At 63.6% G+C, this 18,563-nt stretch carries 13 protein-coding genes; 3 read left to right on the forward strand and 10 right to left on the reverse strand.

Translation table 11 applies throughout. The features are described 5' to 3' along the window. The first annotated feature begins 1 nt into the window (after position 1). The 3 genes from CXR25_RS03135 to CXR25_RS03145 all read left to right on the forward strand — a co-directional run bounded on the left by CXR25_RS03135 (position 2) and on the right by CXR25_RS03145 (position 5,701). A complete protein-coding gene (locus CXR25_RS03135; protein WP_125177933.1) occupies positions 2–2,149 on the forward strand; it encodes an ABC transporter ATP-binding protein in 2,148 nt (715 codons plus the stop codon). A gap of 395 nt (positions 2,150–2,544) precedes the next feature. Continuing rightward, positions 2,545–4,275 (forward strand): ICP22 family protein, encoded by a 1,731-nt coding sequence (locus CXR25_RS03140; protein WP_125177934.1) that lies wholly within the window; start codon positions 2,545–2,547, stop codon positions 4,273–4,275. 637 nt (positions 4,276–4,912) lie between these two features. Then, positions 4,913–5,701 carry a CBM20 domain-containing protein gene (locus CXR25_RS03145; RefSeq protein WP_096160392.1) on the forward strand — a complete coding sequence of 263 codons (789 nt, stop codon included), beginning with the start codon at positions 4,913–4,915 and terminating at the stop codon, positions 5,699–5,701. Between the two features lie 127 nt (positions 5,702–5,828). Here the strand turns inward: CXR25_RS03145 and purQ are convergent, their stop codons facing one another. The 10 genes from purQ to purD all read right to left on the reverse strand — a co-directional run bounded on the left by purQ (position 5,829) and on the right by purD (position 18,553). Next, positions 5,829–6,566 carry a phosphoribosylformylglycinamidine synthase subunit PurQ gene (gene purQ / locus CXR25_RS03150; RefSeq protein ID WP_096162279.1) on the reverse strand — a complete coding sequence of 246 codons (738 nt, stop codon included), beginning with the start codon at positions 6,564–6,566 and terminating at the stop codon, positions 5,829–5,831. Further along, complete coding sequence (purS, locus tag CXR25_RS03155) at positions 6,566–6,820, reverse strand: phosphoribosylformylglycinamidine synthase subunit PurS (RefSeq protein WP_009881520.1); 255 nt, start codon at positions 6,818–6,820, stop codon at positions 6,566–6,568. The genes purQ and purS overlap by 1 nt, the downstream gene beginning before the upstream one ends. Positions 6,821–6,936: 116 nt before the next feature. Further along, positions 6,937–8,358, reverse strand: coding sequence for an NAD(P)/FAD-dependent oxidoreductase (locus CXR25_RS03160; protein WP_125240410.1), 1,422 nt, complete (start codon positions 8,356–8,358; stop codon positions 6,937–6,939). Positions 8,359–8,506: 148 nt separating this feature from the next. Continuing rightward, positions 8,507–9,370, reverse strand: a complete 864-nt coding sequence (locus tag CXR25_RS03165; RefSeq protein WP_009881522.1) for an ABC transporter permease — start codon at positions 9,368–9,370, stop codon at positions 8,507–8,509. Position 9,371: 1 nt separating this feature from the next. Continuing rightward, a complete protein-coding gene (locus tag CXR25_RS03170) occupies positions 9,372–10,358 on the reverse strand; it encodes an ABC transporter permease (RefSeq protein WP_009881523.1) in 987 nt (328 codons plus the stop codon). Beyond that, the gene (locus tag CXR25_RS03175) at positions 10,355–11,518 is read right to left on the reverse strand and encodes a polyamine ABC transporter substrate-binding protein (protein ID WP_029416528.1); all 1,164 of its coding nucleotides are present in this window, start codon (positions 11,516–11,518) and stop codon (positions 10,355–10,357) included. Before CXR25_RS03175 ends, CXR25_RS03170 begins: the two co-directional genes overlap by 4 nt. Position 11,519: 1 nt before the next feature. After that, positions 11,520–12,680, reverse strand: a complete 1,161-nt coding sequence (locus CXR25_RS03180; protein WP_125240411.1) for an ABC transporter ATP-binding protein — start codon at positions 12,678–12,680, stop codon at positions 11,520–11,522. Further along, positions 12,677–14,326 (reverse strand): amidohydrolase, encoded by a 1,650-nt coding sequence (locus tag CXR25_RS03185; protein ID WP_125240412.1) that lies wholly within the window; start codon positions 14,324–14,326, stop codon positions 12,677–12,679. Before CXR25_RS03185 ends, CXR25_RS03180 begins: the two co-directional genes overlap by 4 nt. 82 nt (positions 14,327–14,408) lie before the next feature. Then, a complete protein-coding gene (locus CXR25_RS03190) occupies positions 14,409–15,905 on the reverse strand; it encodes an aminobutyraldehyde dehydrogenase (protein ID WP_009881527.1) in 1,497 nt (498 codons plus the stop codon). 371 nt (positions 15,906–16,276) lie between these two features. After that, the gene (purD, locus tag CXR25_RS03195; protein WP_125240413.1) at positions 16,277–18,553 is read right to left on the reverse strand and encodes a phosphoribosylamine--glycine ligase; all 2,277 of its coding nucleotides are present in this window, start codon (positions 18,551–18,553) and stop codon (positions 16,277–16,279) included. Positions 18,554–18,563 lie beyond the last annotated feature (10 nt).

Genomic DNA, 18,563 nt, shown 5'->3' on the forward strand with positions numbered 1-18,563 from the left:
CATGGCGAACAACGAAACCACCACCTCGACGACATCATCCACCTCGGCGGCGACAGTCGAACCCGATACGACGCAGAGCAGCGAAGAGGAGTACCTTCCCCAGGGCGATGAAGGGGACATGTTCAGCGACCCCCCAGCCCGGAAGGCCAAGCACTTCTGGCCCTCGGTCAAACGGCTCTTCGGGCTGATGGCCACGGAGAAGCTCGGTCTCATCAATGTCGTGGCGCTCGTCATCGGCTCGGTCGTCCTCACCGTCATCGCTCCGAAGGTGCTGGGCAAGGCCATGGACATCGTCTATTCCGGTGTCATCGGGTCACAGCTGCCGGCGGGAACCGACATCGACGACATCATCGCCGGTGCTCGCGCCGAAGGCAGAGACGACTTCGCCAATATGCTCGCCACGGCAGAGGTCGTTCCCGGACAGGGCATCGACTTCAATGCCTTGGGCCAGATCATCATCATCGTCCTCCTCATGTACCTCGTGGCCTCGATGCTCATGTGGGCGCAGGGCTACATCCTCAACGCCCTCGTCATGCGGGTCGTCTACCGGCTGCGCGAAGACATCGAACGCACCATCAACAAGCTCCCGCTGCGATACTTCGACACCAGGCAGCGCGGCGATGTGATGTCGCGGGTGACCAACGACGTCGACAACATCCAGCAGGCCCTGCAGCAGGCCTTCTCTCAGCTCGTCCAATCGGCTCTGACCATCGTGGGAATCGGCGTGATGATGTTCATCGTGTCCTGGCAGCTGGCGCTGTTGGCACTCATCGCGCTTCCGCTGTCCGCGGTCATCGCCGGAGTCATCGGCACCCGGTCGCAGAAGATGTTCAAGGCGCAGTGGAAGCACACCGGTGAAGTCAACGGACACGTCGAAGAATCGTTCTCCGGCCTTGACGTGGTCCGCGCCTTCGGTCGCGACGAGATCATGCTCGAAGAGTTCGACCGTCGCAACGAGTCCCTGTACCAAGCCTCGGCGGGTGCGCAGTTCGTCTCGGGCATGATCATGCCCGCGATGCAGTTCGTGTCCTACCTCAGCTACGTCCTCATCGCTGTCGCCGGTGGTCTGAAGGTGGCCTCGGGGCAGATGACATTGGGTGATGCGACCGCGTTCATCCAGTACTCCCGTGAGTTCTCTCAGCCGATCTCCGAGATGGCAGGCGTGGCGAACATGCTGCAGTCCGGCGTCGCCTCGGCAGAGCGGACCTTCGAACTCCTTGATGCCGAGGAAGAAGAGCCCGACGACGCCCAGGAGACGCTGCCGCAGCGCACACCGGGCCGGGTCGAGTTCTCCGAGGTCAGCTTCCGCTACACCGAGGACACTCCACTCATCGAGAAGGTCTCGTTCACGGCCGAGCCTGGTCACACGGTGGCCATCGTCGGGCCGACAGGGGCAGGTAAGACCACCCTGGTCAACCTGGTGATGCGCTTCTATGAGATCACCGGTGGTCACATCTACCTCGATGGCATCGATACCCAGGATCTGACTCGAGCAGATCTGCGTTCCCATGTGGGCATGGTGCTCCAGGACGCGTGGCTGTTCGAGGGCACCATCCGGGAGAACATTAGGTACGGCAGGCTCGACGCCACCGATGACGAGGTCATGGCCGCGGCCCAGGCCACCATGGTCGATCGCTTCGTGCGGCAGCTGCCCGAGGGCTATGACACGGTCATCGACTCCGACGGCGGCAGCGTCTCCGCCGGTGAACGCCAGCTCATCACCATTGCGCGTGCCTTCCTCGCCGACCCGTCGCTGCTCATCCTCGATGAGGCGACCTCCTCGGTCGACACCCGCACCGAGGTGCTTGTCCAGCAGGCCATGGCAGCGCTGCGAACGGACCGGACATCGTTCGTCATCGCTCACCGCCTCTCGACGATCCGCGACGCCCACACCATCCTGGTGATGGAGGACGGAGCCATCGTCGAACACGGCAATCATGAGGAGCTGCTGGCTGCCGAGGGTGCGTACTACCGCCTCTACATGTCGCAGTTCCGAGGCGAAGATGCGGAGGAGCAATTCACTGCCGAGGTGCTTGCCGAGACCGACACCGGAATCGTCGTCGACGATCACACCGACACTGATGATGCTGATGACACGGATGAGGTTGATGGCACTGGTGATAGTGACGGTGCCTCCACCGAAACCTGAGCCCTTTGCGAATGATGAATTGATCGCATCTGGTGACTCGGCCCCTGCAGCTTCGGCTGTGGGGGCCGAAATCAATTTACTTCGGAGGTAACGATTTTCGGCCCCAGACGATCATCTCTGCACAACCGTGACATGGACCCGACTCCGCTCATGCGCAGTCTCCGGCGCTGTTTCGGGAGTGAAAGACATGGTGGCGGGGGAGCCGGATCCGAAAGACGCAGGGCCGACCGCAGACCGGAATATTGCGAGGTCTCAAAGAGATAAACATTCTGGAATATCTCAATCACATTTCCGTCATGAACTAAAAGACCAAAAGTCGCACCCCACTAACTACGTACGTATGGTCCTTTCCATAACCGAACATGGCAGCCACACAGTTCTCTGGAAGGAACATCATGAAACGGCTGGCACTTGCAGCAAGCATCGCCCTGGCAGTCTCCACTATGGGAGTCGGTCCGGCGGTCGCAAACACAACGACGACAACCCAAGCCTCGGCCGCGCAAGAAGGCGCAGAGGCTCCCAGCGAAGCCCCCGCCGATCCCGGTGAAGGCGACGATACCGGCGCCGACGCAGCCGACCCGGGCACAGGTACCACTGAAGCGGAGGGTGACGCTGAGGCCACCGACCCACCTACGGACGAGGCAGCCGATCCGAACGCAGCTGACGACGGCGCAACTGATGACGGCACAGCTGACGACGGCGCCAAGGACGGCGCAGAGGAATCCGCGGCTATCGAAGCCGGCTTCTCGCTTGAGAAGACAGAGATGACGGCCGAAGAGATCGGTGACCCCAACCAGGGCATCCGATACACCGTCGATCCTCTCAAAGCTGGGGACGTTGTCACCGCCGAACCTGGTGAGGCCACGTCGACGACCGTTGAGAGTGACGGTGCCTTCACCGGAACGATCCTCGGCAATACCGAGCTCAAGGCAGGCGACACGCTCGATGTCACAGTGACTGTCGCCCGCGCCGGTGAGGAGTCGAAGACCTTCAGCGGCAGCGTCACCGTCGTCGCACCCGATGATGAGGATGCGGAAGCTGACCTCACGGTCTCGCCGAAGACTCAGAACCTGGATGACTTCATGAACGATGGTGTCAAAATCACCCTCGTCAACTGTGTGGTGGATGAAGAGGTCAATTTCCGCATCACTCGCCAGGGCGACCCCGACACCACCATCTGGGAGGACTCGCAGATGGCCGGTGAAGATACGGCCGGATTTACCACCTTCATCCCCGGCACAGGCGGTGACGGCTGGGTCGGTGACTTCGTGGTCACGGCTTCGTGCGGGGACAAGAGCGCGGAGTCGACCTTCACCGTGACCGAAGGCGACGGCGATGAATCGAACGCGGATCTCACCGTGTCACCCAAGACTCAGGGGCTGCAGAAGTTCCTCGAGAACGGAGTCCACCTGACGTTCGTCAACTGCCATGTTGACGACGAGGTGAACTTCCGAGTGAGCACAAAGCGTGATCCTGACACTACTGTGTGGGAAGAATCGCAGGAAGCAGGTGAGGATGCCGCAGGGTCCGCGAACTTCGTCCCCGACGGTGATGGCGGAACAGGGTGGGTCGGCGACTTCCTCGTCATGGCCACCTGCGGAGATGAGAGCGCGGAGACCACGTTCACCGTGACCGATGATGGCAGCGTCGTCGACCCCAAGCTCGCCATCGAGCCGAAAGAGATCTCCGGCGAGGATTTCGTCAACCGGGATAAGGGCGTGACGATGACCGTGACCGAGTGCGAGCCCGGCAGCGACATTCTGTTCGAGGTCTGGGGATTCGAACCCAGCGAGAAGCTCTATGACAGGACGGTCGAAGCCAACGAGAACGGTGCGGCTTCTGTTCAGGTCTACGGCCTCGAGAGCAGCCCCGCAGCCTATGTCGGTACCTACATGGTGAAGGCGAACTGTATGGACCGGGGCCTGAGCGGTGAATTCGTGGTCACCGGCACGGGTGGCGATGCCGGCAACGGTGGCGATTCCGGCGAAGGCGATGATCCCGGAAATGCCGGCTCGATGCCTCGCACCGGTGCTGAGATCACCGGACTCGCTGCGGGTGCCGCTCTGATTCTGGGAGGCGCGGTGACGATCCTCTTCGCTCGCCGCAAAGCTCAGTCCGGGCGGTGATCGATGACCCGGCGGGTTGGTGAACGCTCCCGGCCCGTCGGCGCGAATCGATTCTGACCCAAGGGCATTCGGCCCCGGTACACCGACTCATCGAATCTGATGATGAGTCGGTGTACCGGGGCCGAACTGCGTGCCACGAACCAAGCAGCGAAACTGTGACGGCAGCATCTCGCAGGCACGCCGCCTGGGCAGCATCGGACCTGTGCCGTGAGAGGAGCAGCGGCTCGAAAATGCCCATAACGATTGGATCGCGCGCGACGCGCGAAGTCATCAGCGTGTGACTCCGAAACTGAGCACCACCTGTGCCCAGATCAGGGACATCGCCACGCAGAAACGCAGCTCCCTCTCGCAGACATGGCTGCCGCAACGCCCTGAGCAGGAGCGACGTTCCGATTCGGGGGCATGGGCCAGCCGGCTCAGCTTCCGCAGTCTCAGTCTCGACTCAGCCTCAGCTCAGCTCGAAGATGAGCAAGTCTCATTGTCATCACAGAGTGACAGATCCGTCATGACAGCCCTGTCATGACCACAATGAACACAACTCCACAACCCCTGTCCTTCGCTCGTATCGTCGGTGGCATAACCGAATACGGCAACACATCTTGATCTGACCCAACGATGCGAACGAAGGATGATCACAATGAAGAAGCTTGCACTCGCAGCCACTGTCGCCCTCGGCCTGACCGCGTTCGGAGCCGGACCGGCGACCGCAGTTGAACTCGGAGCCACTCCCACTGACACCGCGCCCGAGGAGGCGAACCAGACGTCCGCGCACTCTGCCGCCGGCGATGATGATTCGGAGGGTAGTGCGACATCAACAGATCATGCTCTGGCTTTGAAATACGCTGTGATGACACCGCTGGAAGTGACTCAGGGAAAGGGCATCGAATACACAATCGACGGACTCAAAGCCGGGGACGTCGTCACTCCGATCCTGAACGCTGAGGAGAGGGAGGAGGTGACGGTGAAGAAAGACGGAGCTTTCGACGGATCGGTCGTGGCGGACGAGAAACCCGAGGCGCCGGGAAACATCTCCTTCTTGGTTAATGTCGAACGAGATGGCAAGTCGCTGAACGAATATCAGACAGACATCGGAATCATCGAGGGTGACCGGGGCGAATACAATGATGGCACTTTGTTGGTGGATCCGGAGCCGGAGACGAACGACACGGTGCTCAGCACTGACGGAATCAATCTCACCATGGTCAACTGCTCGGCCGACGATGACGTTCGGTTCCGAGCATTCAAGAAGAACAAAAATGGTCAGACGAAGGTCTGGGAAAAGAGCCAACTTACCGGTAAGGATAAGTCCGCATCAGTCCGATTTGTGGCGGATTCGAGCAAGGACCTGTGGGGCAAGTACGTCATCACTGCAGAATGCGGCGACCTCGATGACTCGGTGCCGCTGACGGTGTACATCGATAACTAAGGGGCGGTGATCTCATCAGCTGGAAACAGGATGGAAATGACACCAGGTCCCGACGCCCGGAATATTGCCGTGGAGTCGGGACCTGGTGCCGTCAGCGTGCTTGTGTCACCGCCGTCAGGCGGAGAGGTCAGCCCTTGACCAGAGTGCGCACGGCCGAGGAGAAGAATCCCTGACCGTCGATGCCGCCGCCGTCTTCGGGGCCGAAACCGGCCTCGACAGCGTGTTCGGGGTGAGGCATGAGCCCGACAACGTTTCCGGCCTCATTCGTGATGCCGGCGATGTTGCGCAGAGAACCATTGGGGTTGAGCCCCTGGTAGCGGAAAACCACACGACCGGTGCCCTCGAGCTCGTCGAGGACCTCGTCCGTGGCGACGAACCCGCCTTCACCGTTCTTCAGCGGAATCCGAATGATCTGACCCTGCGTGTAGTCACCGGTCCAAGCGGTATTCGTGTTCTCCACGACCAGCTCCTGGTCACGGCAGATGAAATGCTGGTGGTCGTTGCGGATGAGGGCACCAGGCAGCAGGTGCGACTCGCACAGGATCTGGAATCCGTTGCAGATGCCCAGAACCGGCATTCCGGCGTTCGCGGCCGAGACCACGGCCTCCATGATCGGAGCGAAGCCCGCGATCGCACCGCAGCGCAGGTAGTCCCCGTAGGAGAACCCACCAGGCAGAATGACACCATCGACACCGGCAAGCGTGGAATCGGCATGCCAGAGATTGACCGGCTTCGCACCCGCAAGACGAACGGCACGTGCGGCATCACGATCATCAAGCGTCCCGGGGAACGTCACAACACCGATCGAGACTCCGGACTCAGCACCCGCCTCGGCGACGGTGGGGTCAGTGGCGACTGCAGTCATCAGGCTTCCTCGACGGCGCGAACGGCCACGACGTTCTCGATGACCGGGTTCGACAGGAGCTTCTCTGCAGCCTCTCGAGCCTGTGCGAGAACCTCCTCGGTGACCTCACCCTCGACTTCGAGTTCGAAGCGCTTTCCCTGTCGTACCTCACCGAAACCGGTGAAGCCGAGTCGGGACATTCCACCGGAGATCGCCTTACCCTGAGGGTCAAGAATCTCGGGTTTGGGCATCACCTCAACGACGACACGTGCCATGCGTGTTCTGCTCCTTCAAGAAAGTGTTCGGGAGTTCCTCCCGCGCTCGTTCAAAGTCTATCAAGCACGGAGGGAACTCCCGCCTTCGGTCCGAGCCGCGGACGCCACAGGCAGTCTCAGGAGTCGAAGCCCATGCCCACTGCGTCGAGGGCCTTGAGCAGCGGACCGCGCCGACCCTCGTTGCCGTCGGCCTTGATGAGGGCATTCGTCGTCATCTGGATGCCCAACCAGGCCACCGGCTCAGGTGGGAAGGGCAGAGGGAGCTTGCGCACCATCTCCAACTGGGTCAGCTCGGTGTCCTGCCCAGACAGCAGGTCGAGCATGACGGTGCCCGCGAAGCGCGAGGCGCCCACGCCGAGTCCGGTGAAACCGGCGGCCATGGCGACCTTCTTGCCGTAGGCCGTGGTGAAGAAGGAGAAGAACCGCGAACAGGTGTCGATGGGCCCACCCCATTTGTGGGTGAACTTCACTGACTGAAGCTGGGGGAACGTCTCGTAGAAGTGCGCGGCCAAGGTCTCGAAGGTCTCAGCCCGCTGATCGTACTTCCACGACACCTGCCGCCCGTAGTGGTAGACAGCGTCCCACCCGCCGAAGAGAATCCGGTTGTCTGCCGACAGTCGGTAGTAGTGGAATCGGTTCGCACAGTCACCGATGCCCTGCCTGCCGTCCCAGCCGATCGATGTCAGCTGCTCATCGCTCAGCGGCTCGGTCATCAGGGCGTAGTCGTAGACCGGGACCGTGTGCAGGCTGACGCGTTTGAGCAGCGAGGGGAAGACGTTCGTCGCCAGGGCCACCCGCTTGGCGGTGATGATGCTGCACGGAGCGCTTGCACAGTCCTCCAGCGCCTGGGACGTCACCAGGGTTGTGATCTGCACGTTCGTCTTCCGGTCACTGACATCGGTGACCTTCGTGCCTTCGAAGACCTCGACGCCGAGTTCCCGGATGACCCGCAGCAGCTCCCAGCACAGTTTGGCCGGGTTGACCATCGCAACCTCGCGAGAGTCCCAGAGTGCACCCTTGTACGTCGGCGACTTCACGATCTGCGCCAATTCCTGCTGATCGTAGAAGATGAAGCCGGCCTCGGGATCATGAGCCTCTCGCAGCTCGGGAACCTGGTAGTCCTCGGTGGCGACGTCGAGCTCACCGGTGCGTTCGAACTCGACGTCCATGCCGTACCGGGTCACAGCCGCTTCGATCTCGTTGAGGTTGTCCAACCCCAGCTCCGCCAGACGCTCGTTCTCAGCGGGAAGATGGGACTCACCGTTGTCATAACCGTGGGTGAGGCTGGCGGCGCAGAACCCTCCATTGCGCCCCGAGGCGGCCCACCCGATCGAATTCGCCTCCACCAGGACGACGTGGCGCCCGGGATCGCGTTCCTTCGCCTGCAGCGCCGTCCACAGACCGGTGAAACCACCTCCGACGATGACGAGGTCGGCCTCGAGGTCACGAGTCAGCGGCGGGAGGGGCTCGGGACGCTGATCGGAATCGAGCCAGAACGGCACGGTGGATGCGTCGGCCAATGCGGCGGTGACGTCCATGTCATTTCTCCTTCTGCCCGGCGGCGTTCATCAGGCCAGGCGACAATCTTCGCAGTGTGAGCGTGTCACAGAATTCGGGTGATGGTGAAGTGAGACGAACCGAACCGGAGTGCGGAACCGGGCCCCACCTCGGCGAGGGTGCCGGGGATCAGCCGGCCATCGTCTTGATGATCTCTGTCGAACTTCCACCCGCCTTGCGCAGCACGAAGCCGACGAAGGCCAGGGCCAAAAGGGTGAGGAGGAACATCAGGGTCGAGATCGCTGCGACCTCGGGGCGCAGGGCCACCTTCACCGCAGAGAAGATGTAGACCGGCCACGGGGTGTAGCCGGGCTGCTGCACGAAGCTCGAGAGGATCGTGTTGTCGAGGCTGACGGTGAACGACATCAGCGCACCGGCGAGGATGCCGGGAGCAGCGATGGGCAAGGTGATGTCCTTGAACCGATTCCACGGGGTGGCCCCCAGGTCCGCGGCCGCATCCTCGAGCTGCGTGTCCATGCCCGCCAGGCGAGCCCGGACGATGAACGTCACGATCGCCATGGAGAACATAGAGTGGGAGATGATGAGCCTGACCAGACCGTTGTTCAACGGTGTGATGCCCCAATCGACACCGACGGTGACGAACCACGGCAGGAACGCGATGCCGTCGACGATCTCGGGCGTGACCAGGGTGAGCCCGAGGATTGCGGTCAGACCCAGGGCCCACCATGCGCCCTTCGGGGCGCGGGCCAGAGCGACACCGCCGAGGGTGCCGAAGATCGTTGACACGAGCGCCGCACCCACCGCGGCCTGGAGGCTGGTGACGACCGAGGAGATGATGACGTCGTTGTTGATCCCGGAGATGTAGGCGTCGAGGCCGAAGCCGCGGAAGTTCGCCAGCACCTTGCCGGTGTTGAACGAGTACGCGATGATCACCGCGATCGGGATGAACAGGTAGGCGAAGACCAGGATTCCCCACACGTGGAGGCCGATGTCCGTCGGGGTGCGACGAGCGAACGTATTCTTCTTCGACATCTCAGGCCCTCCCATCTTTCAGCGGCACACTGCCCAGCTTCGCAGCGATCGCCTGCCCCAACTTGAGCAGACCGAAGCCGACCCCGACGACCACCAGGGTGGCAAGAATGAGGATCACCGCCATCGCCGCGCCGACCGCCCAGTTCTGGGCCGTATTGAATTGGTTGGCGATGAGCTGACCGACCATCGACCCGCTCGCCCCGCCGAGGACGGTGGCCGTGACGTAGTCACCGTTGAGCGGGATGAACACGAGCAGGCACCCGGAGACGACTCCGGGCATCGCCATCGGCAGGGTCACGCGCAGGAACGTTGTGACCTTGCCCGCGCCGAGGTCGTAGCTGGCTTCTCGCAGCTTCTGACCTGCGGAGTCGATGGCTACGAAGAGCGGCAGGATCATCAGCGGCAGATAGTTGTAGACGACACCGATCTGCACCGCCGTGCGTGTGTAGAGAATGTCTAGAGGCCCATCGAGCATCCCCAGGCCCTGCATCCAATTGGACAGGAAACCGTCGGGGGAGAGCATGATCTGCCACCCCAGGGTGCGGACCAGGAAGTTCGTCCAGAACGGCACCATGACCAAGGCCAGAGCCAGTGACCGCCTGGCCGGTGAGACCTTGATGGCCAGCCAGTAGGCGAACGGCAGAGCGATGATCAGGCACAGGATCGTGCCGACGATCGAGATCCGCAGGGTCGCGAAGAACGTGGACACGAAGCTGGCGGACATGGCATCGGGATACCGGCCGAAGGAGAGCTTGTCCGTGGCCACGGCCGTGAACTCGTCGGGTTTGTAGCCGAAGCTGTAGAAGATGACGAGAGCGACGGGAATGATGAAGAAGAAGAGCGCATACGCCCAGGTCGGGAACGACAGGGCCGAGGCGCCGAAGAACTTCGCCGACATTCCACCCGGCTTGGTCGGTCGTTGAGTTTTTCGACTCGGCCGTTGCGTGGTCGAATCCTTCTCGTTGGGTGTGGCTGCCTGCGTGCTCATGCTCCGCTCCTTGCCTGCGCATCGGCGTAGATCTTCGTGCGGATCTGATCGGCCGGGGTCTGCTTGCTGGGTTCGAGTCGGTCGAGGACCTTCTGGGCGGGGAAGATGAGCTCCTGCTGATCGAGGTCCGCTTCCTTTGCCTGCTCGGCCAACCCTTTCGTACCGATGGGGTAGCCGATGTAGTCGAGCTGTTCGACCGCGGTCTCCGGCGAGATCATCTGGTTGATGAACGCGTGTGCGGAATCGGGGTGTGGGGCGCCGGTGGCAATGGCCCAGCAGTCCGTCCACAGGTTCGCAGACGGTGTCGGGAACACGAACTTCCAGTTCTCGGGATCAGACACCTCGCCCAGTCCCTGCCTGGCATCACCGTTGAACGCCTGCAGCAGTGAGAAGCTGCCCTGGATCATGCCCGTGGCCGCGTTGCCGATATAGGCCTTCGTGTTCGGTGCCAGCTGGTCGAGGATGATCGTGCGTGCCTTCTCGAGTTCCTTCTCGTCCTGGGTGTTGAGGCTGTAGCCCTGCGCAGCGAGTGCGATGGCTGAGACTTCCCACGGGTCCTCGAGCAGCGAGGTGGTTCCGGCCGCTTCCTTCTGCGCGACATCGATGAAGTCCTGCCAGCTGCTCATGTCCCGGGAGATCTTCTTCGTGTTGTAGACGAATCCGGTGGTGCCCCAGGCCTTGCAGATCGAGTACTTGTTGTCGGGATCGAAGTACTGGTTCGTGAAGTTCGGATCCATGTGCTCGAAGTTGGGGATCATGTCGAGGTTGATCTCCTGGAGCAGATCGTGTTTGAGCATCTGCGGAATATTCGATCCGGTCGGCACCACAACGTCATAGCCCGACGTTCCACGCGAGGTTGAGAGCTTCGCGATGAGCTCCTCGTTCGAACCGAAGGAGTCGACCTGCACGAGGACATCGTGCTCGTTCTTGAACGCGTCGATGAGGTCCGGGTTGTCGTAGTCGCCCCAGGAGTACATGTTGAGCTTCGACTCGAGCTCGCCGTCGGTGGGAGGTGACTTCGCCATCGTCGTGTTCCGGCCACAAGCACTCAGCGCGCCCAGACCGACAACACCGAATCCGGCCAGGAGCGCTCGCCTGCTCAGCCTCGCTGAGGCGGCCCGGGGTGCCAGGAAGCGCACGTCGGGAATTCTGCCTGCCATCTCAGACACCGCCCTCGTAGTCGTAGACGGCCACGTCGTCGGCATTCCAACTCAGGTCCACCTCGGCGTCGGCGGCCAGCAGCTCATTGCCGGCCGCCGGCACCCGGGCCAGGAGCTCATCGTTGTCCCCGGCCACGAGCATGTACTGGATGACGTCGCCGAGGAAGGACACCGACAGGATGCGACCGCGAGCAGAGTTCGCGACCAAGTCCCCGGTCCCGGCGGGAGCCACGCGCATGCGTTCGGGTCGGATGGCGGCACGCACCTTGTCCCCGACGCTCAACGTCGAAGCAGTCCCCGTCGCCGAGGCGGGGCGGATGTCGAGGGTGGGTGTTTCCATGACAGCGTTCGCCGTTCTCAACGTCGCGGTGGAACCGTGGATCTCGGTCACCTCGGCGGGGACGAAGTTCTGCTTGCCGATGAACCCGGCCACGAAGCCGTTGGCCGGGTTGGCGTAGATGTCCTCACCGGTCCCGATCTGCTGGATCACGCCGTTGTACATGACCACGATGCGATCGCTCATCGCCAGCGCCTCGTCCTGGTCGTGGGTGACGAAGACGAAGGTCGTGTCCAGGCGGGTGTGGAGGCGTTTGAGTTCGAGCTGCATCTCCTCACGCAGCTTCCGGTCCAGAGCCGACATCGGTTCGTCGAGGAGGAGAACCTGGGGACGGTTGACCAGAGCACGGGCCAGGGCGATGCGCTGCTGCTGACCGCCGGAGAGCTGTTCGGGTTTGCGCCCGGCGAAGTCCTCCATCTGCACCAGGGCCAAAACCTCACGGACCCTGTCGGCGATCTCCGACTTCGGGGTCTTGGACTGTTTGAGACCGTAGGCGATGTTGTCGGCGACGTTCATGTGCGGGAACAGCAGGTAGGACTGGAACACCGTGTTCACGGGGCGCTTGTGCGGTGGGAGGCTGACGATGTCCTTGCCCGAGAGCAGGATCGCCCCATCGGTGGGAGCCTCGAAACCGGCGATCATGCGCAGCAGGGTCGTCTTGCCGCAGCCCGAGGGGCCCAGCAGGGAGAGGAACTCGCCCTTGCGCACCGACAGGTCGAGCCGTTCGATCGCGGTGTTGTCACCGAAGACCTTCTTCACCCCCTGAACTTCCAAGTGCTGAAGCTGTGTGGGCGCCGTTGCATCGGGAGTGGCTGTCGTGGTCATGATTGCCTTTCAGCGGTGGTGGCGTCGTGGACGATGCGGCCGCCTGCGATCGTCATTTCGTTGTGCACCTCGGCCAGTCTCTGCGGCTCAAGGTCGAAGGGGTCGGTGCTGGCCAATGCGAGGTTCGCGATCTGGCCGGTGCGGATTTGGCCGTTGGCCTCCGAGCGCAGCAGGTGCGCGGACCCGGAGGTGTAGGCACGCAGCGCGGTGGTCAAGTCGAGGGCCTGCTCGGGAAGGAGCGGGGCCGGGTCGCCGGCATCGGGATGCGAGCGGTTCACGGCGACGTGGATCGCCTCCCAGGGATTTGGTGTCGACACCGGCCAGTCCGAGCCCATGGCCAGGTGGGTGCCGGCATCGGCGAAGGACCTGAACGGGTAGAGCCAGGTGCTGCGTTCGGCCCCGAGGTAGGGAAGATTGAGGTCAAGCAGCTGCTGGTCGTGGCATGCCCACAGAGTCTGCAGGTTCGCGGTGATCCCGAGCTGGGCGAAGCGGGGAATGTCGACGGGGTCGACGACCTGGACATGGGCGATGTGGTGACGGCGATCGCTGGTCCCAGGCTCGGCGCTGTCCGGGCTGGTCCCGATGGCGGCGAATGCGTCGAGGGCCGCCTTATTGGCCGCGTCTCCGATCGCGTGGCAGTGGATGTCGAAGCCGGCCGCGTCGAGGGCGGCGAAGGATGCGTGCAGGTGCTCGCGGGTGAAGTAGCTGGTGCCGAAGCCACCGCAGGGGCAGGCGTACTCGCTGCTCATGGCGGCCGTGCGAGATTCGACGATGCCGTCGAGCATGAACTTCACCGAGGTGGTGCGGAACTGTCCCTGTTCTCGCCGATTCCTGACCAGGGCTGCGACCTGGGCGTCGATGTCCTCGACGTCACGAGGCCACCACAGACTCCCGACCACCTCGGCGGTCAGTTCGCCTGTGTCCTCTGCTTCGAGGTAGGCGTCGAAGGGGGAGCGGTGCCCGGAGTAGTCGCCGACGATGGCGTCCATCCACGCGGTGACGCCGAAGGCATGGAGGGAGGACTGCCCGGCGAGGAGCCCGGCGCGGATCTCAGCATCGCTGGCGTCGGGGACGTGGACCGAGACGAGGTCCATGGCAGATTCGTGCAGGCACCCGGTCGGGGTCCCGGATTCGTCCTTCTCGATGACGCCGCCGGGCGGAGTGGGAGTGGAGGCGTCGAGTCTGGCGAGGTCCATGGCCTTCGAGTTCACCCAGGCCGAATGGTGGTCGCCGCTGAGGAGGATGATGGGGCGCTCGGGACTCAGCTCGTCAAGGATCGCAGCACTCGGTGCCCCGCCGGGGAAGTCGGACATCGACCATCCGCCGCCGGTGACCCAGGAGCCGGGCGCGGCAGACTCGGCCGTCGCGGCCAAGTAGCTGCGGATGACGTCGAGTGAGGCCTGCAGACCCTGGGCTTCGCTGAGGTCACAGGCCAGGGACTCCTGCCCGCCGAAGGTCGTGTGCACGTGGGCGTCGACGAACCCGGGGGTGATGAGCTTGCCCGTGGCCGTGATCGTGTGGTCGGCCGGGTCCGCAGCGGTTCCGGTGCTGATCTCGGTGATGATTCCGTCGCGGATGCTGATGCGGTCCGCAGGCAGGACGGAGTCCCCGTCGAAGATGCTGACGTCGAGAACGTCGAGGTTCATGATCCCTCCCGACTTCCTTGTCGAAGGTGAGGCCGGCGCGCCGTACGCGCCCGCCTGGCTGTCATTGTATGTGCACCAGTGCTCAGGACGTGAAGATCGTGTCCTGCCATTCGTGGTGCGGGTCCTCGTGCTGGTCGATGAACACGTGCTTGACCTGCGTGTACTCATCGAATGAGTACTGGCTCATATCTTTGCCGAATCCGGAGGCCTTGTACCCGCCGTGTGGCATGTCGGAGACGATCGGAATGTGCTCGTTGATCCACACGCACCCGGCTTCGATGTCGGCCGCGGCACGCATCGTCCGGTTTGTGGTCGTCGTCCATGCGCTCGCCGCCAAGCCGTAGGGGGTGTCGTTGGCCAGTTCGATGGCCTCATCGTCGGTGTCGAAGGCGAGAGCGACGAGGACGGGACCGAAGATCTCCTCACGCCACACCTCGGCGTCGGTGTCGATTCCGCTGATGAGCGTGGGCGCGTAGTAGGCCGTTGACTCGGTGTTACCGGGCAGGGCCTCGCCGAGGTGGTTCGTCGTCGGGATCGCTCCGCCGCAGTGGATTCGGGCCCCGGATTCGCGGGCACGGTCGACGACCTCGGCGACCCGTGAGCGGTGGGTCAGGGAGATGAGGGAGCCCATGTCGGTGGCGGGGTCGGTCGGGTTGCCCACGCGCACGCCGGTCATGAGTTCGGTGACGCGGTCGGTGAAGGCGGTGAAGTGCTCGCGGGCGACGATGGCGCGGGTGGCCGCGGTGCAGTCCTGTCCGGAGTTGATGAGCGACCCGGCCACGGCACCGCGTGCGGCGGCTTCGATGTCGGCGTCGTCGAAGACCACGAACGGAGCCTTGCCGCCGAGTTCGAGGTGGACGCGGGACCCCTTGGCCGCGGCGAGTTCCATGATGCGCCGACCGACCTTCGTCGACCCGGTGAAGGAGGACATGACGACGTCGGGGTGGGTGATGAGCGCTTCTCCGGCTTCGAGCCCGTCACCGGCGATGACGTTGATGACACCGGGGGCGAAGCCTGCCGCGGTGGCGGCCTCGGCGAGGATGAGTGAGGTTCCGGGAGTCATCTCCGAGGTCTTGAGCACGATCGTGTTGCCGGCAGCCACGGCGGGGAAGATCTTCCACGCGGCCATCTGCAGCGGGTAGTTCCAGGGGGCGATCGAACCGACGACGCCGAGGGGTTCGCGCCGGGTCATCGACGTCGACTTCTCCCAATAAGTGCCGGCGGCCAGACCGGTGAGCTGACGGGCGGCCCCGGCGAAGAACTTCGCATTGTCGATCGAGCCGGGCACATCGAACTCCTTGGCCAGGCGGATGGACTTGCCCGTCTGCATGGACTCGAGTTCGGCGAGTTCGTCCGCGCGAGCCTCGAGCTGGGTGGCGAGACCGAGCATCAGCTCCGCACGTTCGCCTGGAGTCAGAGCCTTGAACGCAGGATAGGCGGCCTTCGCCGAGGCGACGGCTTCGTTGACGTCGGCAGCGTTCGCGAGCGTGTATTCCCCGGTGGTCTCACCGGTGGCGGGGTTGACGAGGGTGAAGGGTCTGCCGCTGCCTTCGTGATAGCTGCCATTCCAATAATGCATATCGTCACTTCCAACCGTGTTGCACGTCTGCGTGTGGGCCTGTGTGAGGCCGTTTGTCTCAGTGGGGCCGTGTGGCCCTGGTCACACAGAATAGCGGAGCCGGTGGGGTGAATCCACCGATTCCGTTGTATGAGACGGATTCGAGTTGAAAACAATGACCAGTCAGCATATTTCCCTGCTGAATCAGTGGTCGTGTCTGCGATATTCGCGCGATGTCGTTGAGTGGGGTCGGGGGGCAGAGTTGGGGTCAGACCGGCCTACGAAACAACGCCGCACCGCCGAAGCCACTGCGTGGGCAGCGGTGTATCGGCGGTGCGGCGTTGTGTCGGTATGAGCGTTGTTGTGGCTGTGCCAGTTGGCTGAGCTCAGCCTCAGGCGGGGAACTTCTGGCCGGTGAGCTTCTCGAAGGCCTCGATGTAGCGGGCACGGGTCTTCTCGACCACTTCGGCGGGCAGCGCCGGCGGGGGAGTGTCCGAGGACTTGTCCCAGCCGGACTCCTTGGTCAGCCAGTCGCGGACGAACTGCTTGTCGAAGCTCGCCTGCGCTTGGCCTGCCTCGTAGCTCTCGGCATCCCAGAAACGTGAGGAATCCGGGGTGAGCACCTCGTCGCCGAGGACCATCGTCCCGTCGGGCAGGGTCCCGAACTCGAACTTCGTGTCGGCGAGGATGATGCCGCGCTCGCGGGCGATGGCCTCCGCGCGCTGGTAGATCTCGATCGTCAGGTCACGGGCCTGCTCGGCAGCCTCGGCGCCGATGGTCTCTGTGATCTGAGCGAAGCTGACGTTCTCGTCATGGTCGCCGAGTTCCGCCTTGGTCGCCGGAGTGAAGATCGCGGGCTCCAGACGGTCGGCCTCGATGAGACCTGCCGGCAGCTGGATTCCGCACACGGACCCGGTGGCCTTGTAGTCGGCCATGCCGGAGCCGGTGAGGTAGCCACGGGCCACGCATTCGATGGGCAGCATCGACAGATTCTTCACGATGAGGCCGCGACCGGCTACGGCCTGGGGGACATCGGAGCTGATGACGTGGTTGCCGATGACATCGGAGAGCTGGTCGAACCACCACAGGCTCAAGCCGGTGAGCACCCTGCCCTTGTCGGGGATCTCTGAGTCGAGGACCCAGTCATAGGCGGAGATGCGATCCGAGGCGACCATGAGCAGCTGCTCGGCAGAGGCGGCATCGGCGGCCGTATCGGGGATGTAGAGGTCGCGGACCTTGCCCGAGTAGACATGCGTCCAGCCCGGAAGCTCGGGTGCCTGGGAGTCGAGTCCAGTCGCTGTGGGGGCTGCCACTGGCTCTGCGGGGGCCGGGTAGATATCGGCCACGGTGATCTGCCTGCGGGCGGCCACCTCGGCGATGTCGGTGCGGTGCTGTTCGCCGTCCCATTTGATCTCGTCCACGGCGGCATAGGCCTTGGACCGTGCCTCGTCGAGGCCGTTGCCGAGCGAGACGACGGAGAGCACGCGGCCACCTGCGGTGACGATGTCTCCGGTCTCGGCGACGTCTTCGGAGATGACAGTGTCCTCGGGAGCGAACCCGGCGCCGGTATCGGTGGCGCGGGCGGTCCCGGCATGGAGGATGTGCACGTCGTCGAGGTCGTCGGCCGTGTTGAGGCCGCGGATGATGTCGCCCGTGCGGGGTGTGCTCGGGTAGTTCTCGGCGGCCATGACCACGGTCACCGAGGTGCGCGGATCCCAGTCGAGGTCACCGACCTCGTCGAGGCGACCCTCGGCGGCGGCGAGCATGGTCTGTCCCAGCGGGCTGCGCAGGCGGGCGAGCACGGACTGGGTCTCGGGGTCACCGAAGCGCACGTTGAACTCCACGACTCGCATGCCCTTCGAAGTCAGGGCGAGTCCGCAGTAGAGGAGGCCGACGAACGGGGTGCCGCGGCGGGTCATCTCATCGACGACAGGCTGAGCGACGGTGGTGACGATGTCGTCGACGGTGCCGGCCGGGATCCACGGCAGCGGTGAGTAGGCGCCCATGCCGCCGGTGTTGGGTCCGGTGTCACCGTCGCCGATGCGTTTGAAGTCCTGGGCCGGAGCCAGCGGCAGCGTGTGCTGGCCGTCGCAGAGGACGAAGAGGGAGACCTCGGGACCGTCGAGGTAGTCCTCGATGACGACCCGGTCGGAGACCTCGAGGCAGGAGCTGGCGTGGGTCAGAGCCTCGGCGCGATCCGAGGTCACGACGACGCCCTTGCCCGCTGCCAGGCCATCGGCCTTGACCACGTAGGGGGCGCCGAATTCGTCGAGGGCAGCGGCCGCCTCGTCAGGGGTGTAGGCGACCACGGCACGTGCTGTGGGCACGTTCGCGGACTCCATGATCTCCTTCGCAAACGCCTTCGATCCCTCGAGGACCGCGGCCTCGGAACTGGGTCCGAAGACCGGGAACGAGGACTCACGCAGGGCGTCGGCGACCCCGGCGACCAGTGGTGCCTCGGGGCCGATGACGACGAGGTCGACGTCAAGCGTCTCCGCCAGAGCGGTGACTGCCGCGGCGTCGTTCATATCAACGGCTTCGGTGTGCGCGATCGCTGCGATTCCCGGGTTGCCGGGTGCGGCGATGACGGCGTCGACCTGAGGGTCGCGACTGAGAGCAAGGACGAGGGCGTGTTCGCGGGAGCCCGAACCGATGACAAGAACCTTCACCCCACCAGAC

The sequence above is a fragment of the Brevibacterium aurantiacum genome (genome assembly GCF_003932995.1).
GTDB classification, from domain to species: Bacteria; Actinomycetota; Actinomycetes; order Actinomycetales; family Brevibacteriaceae; genus Brevibacterium; species Brevibacterium aurantiacum.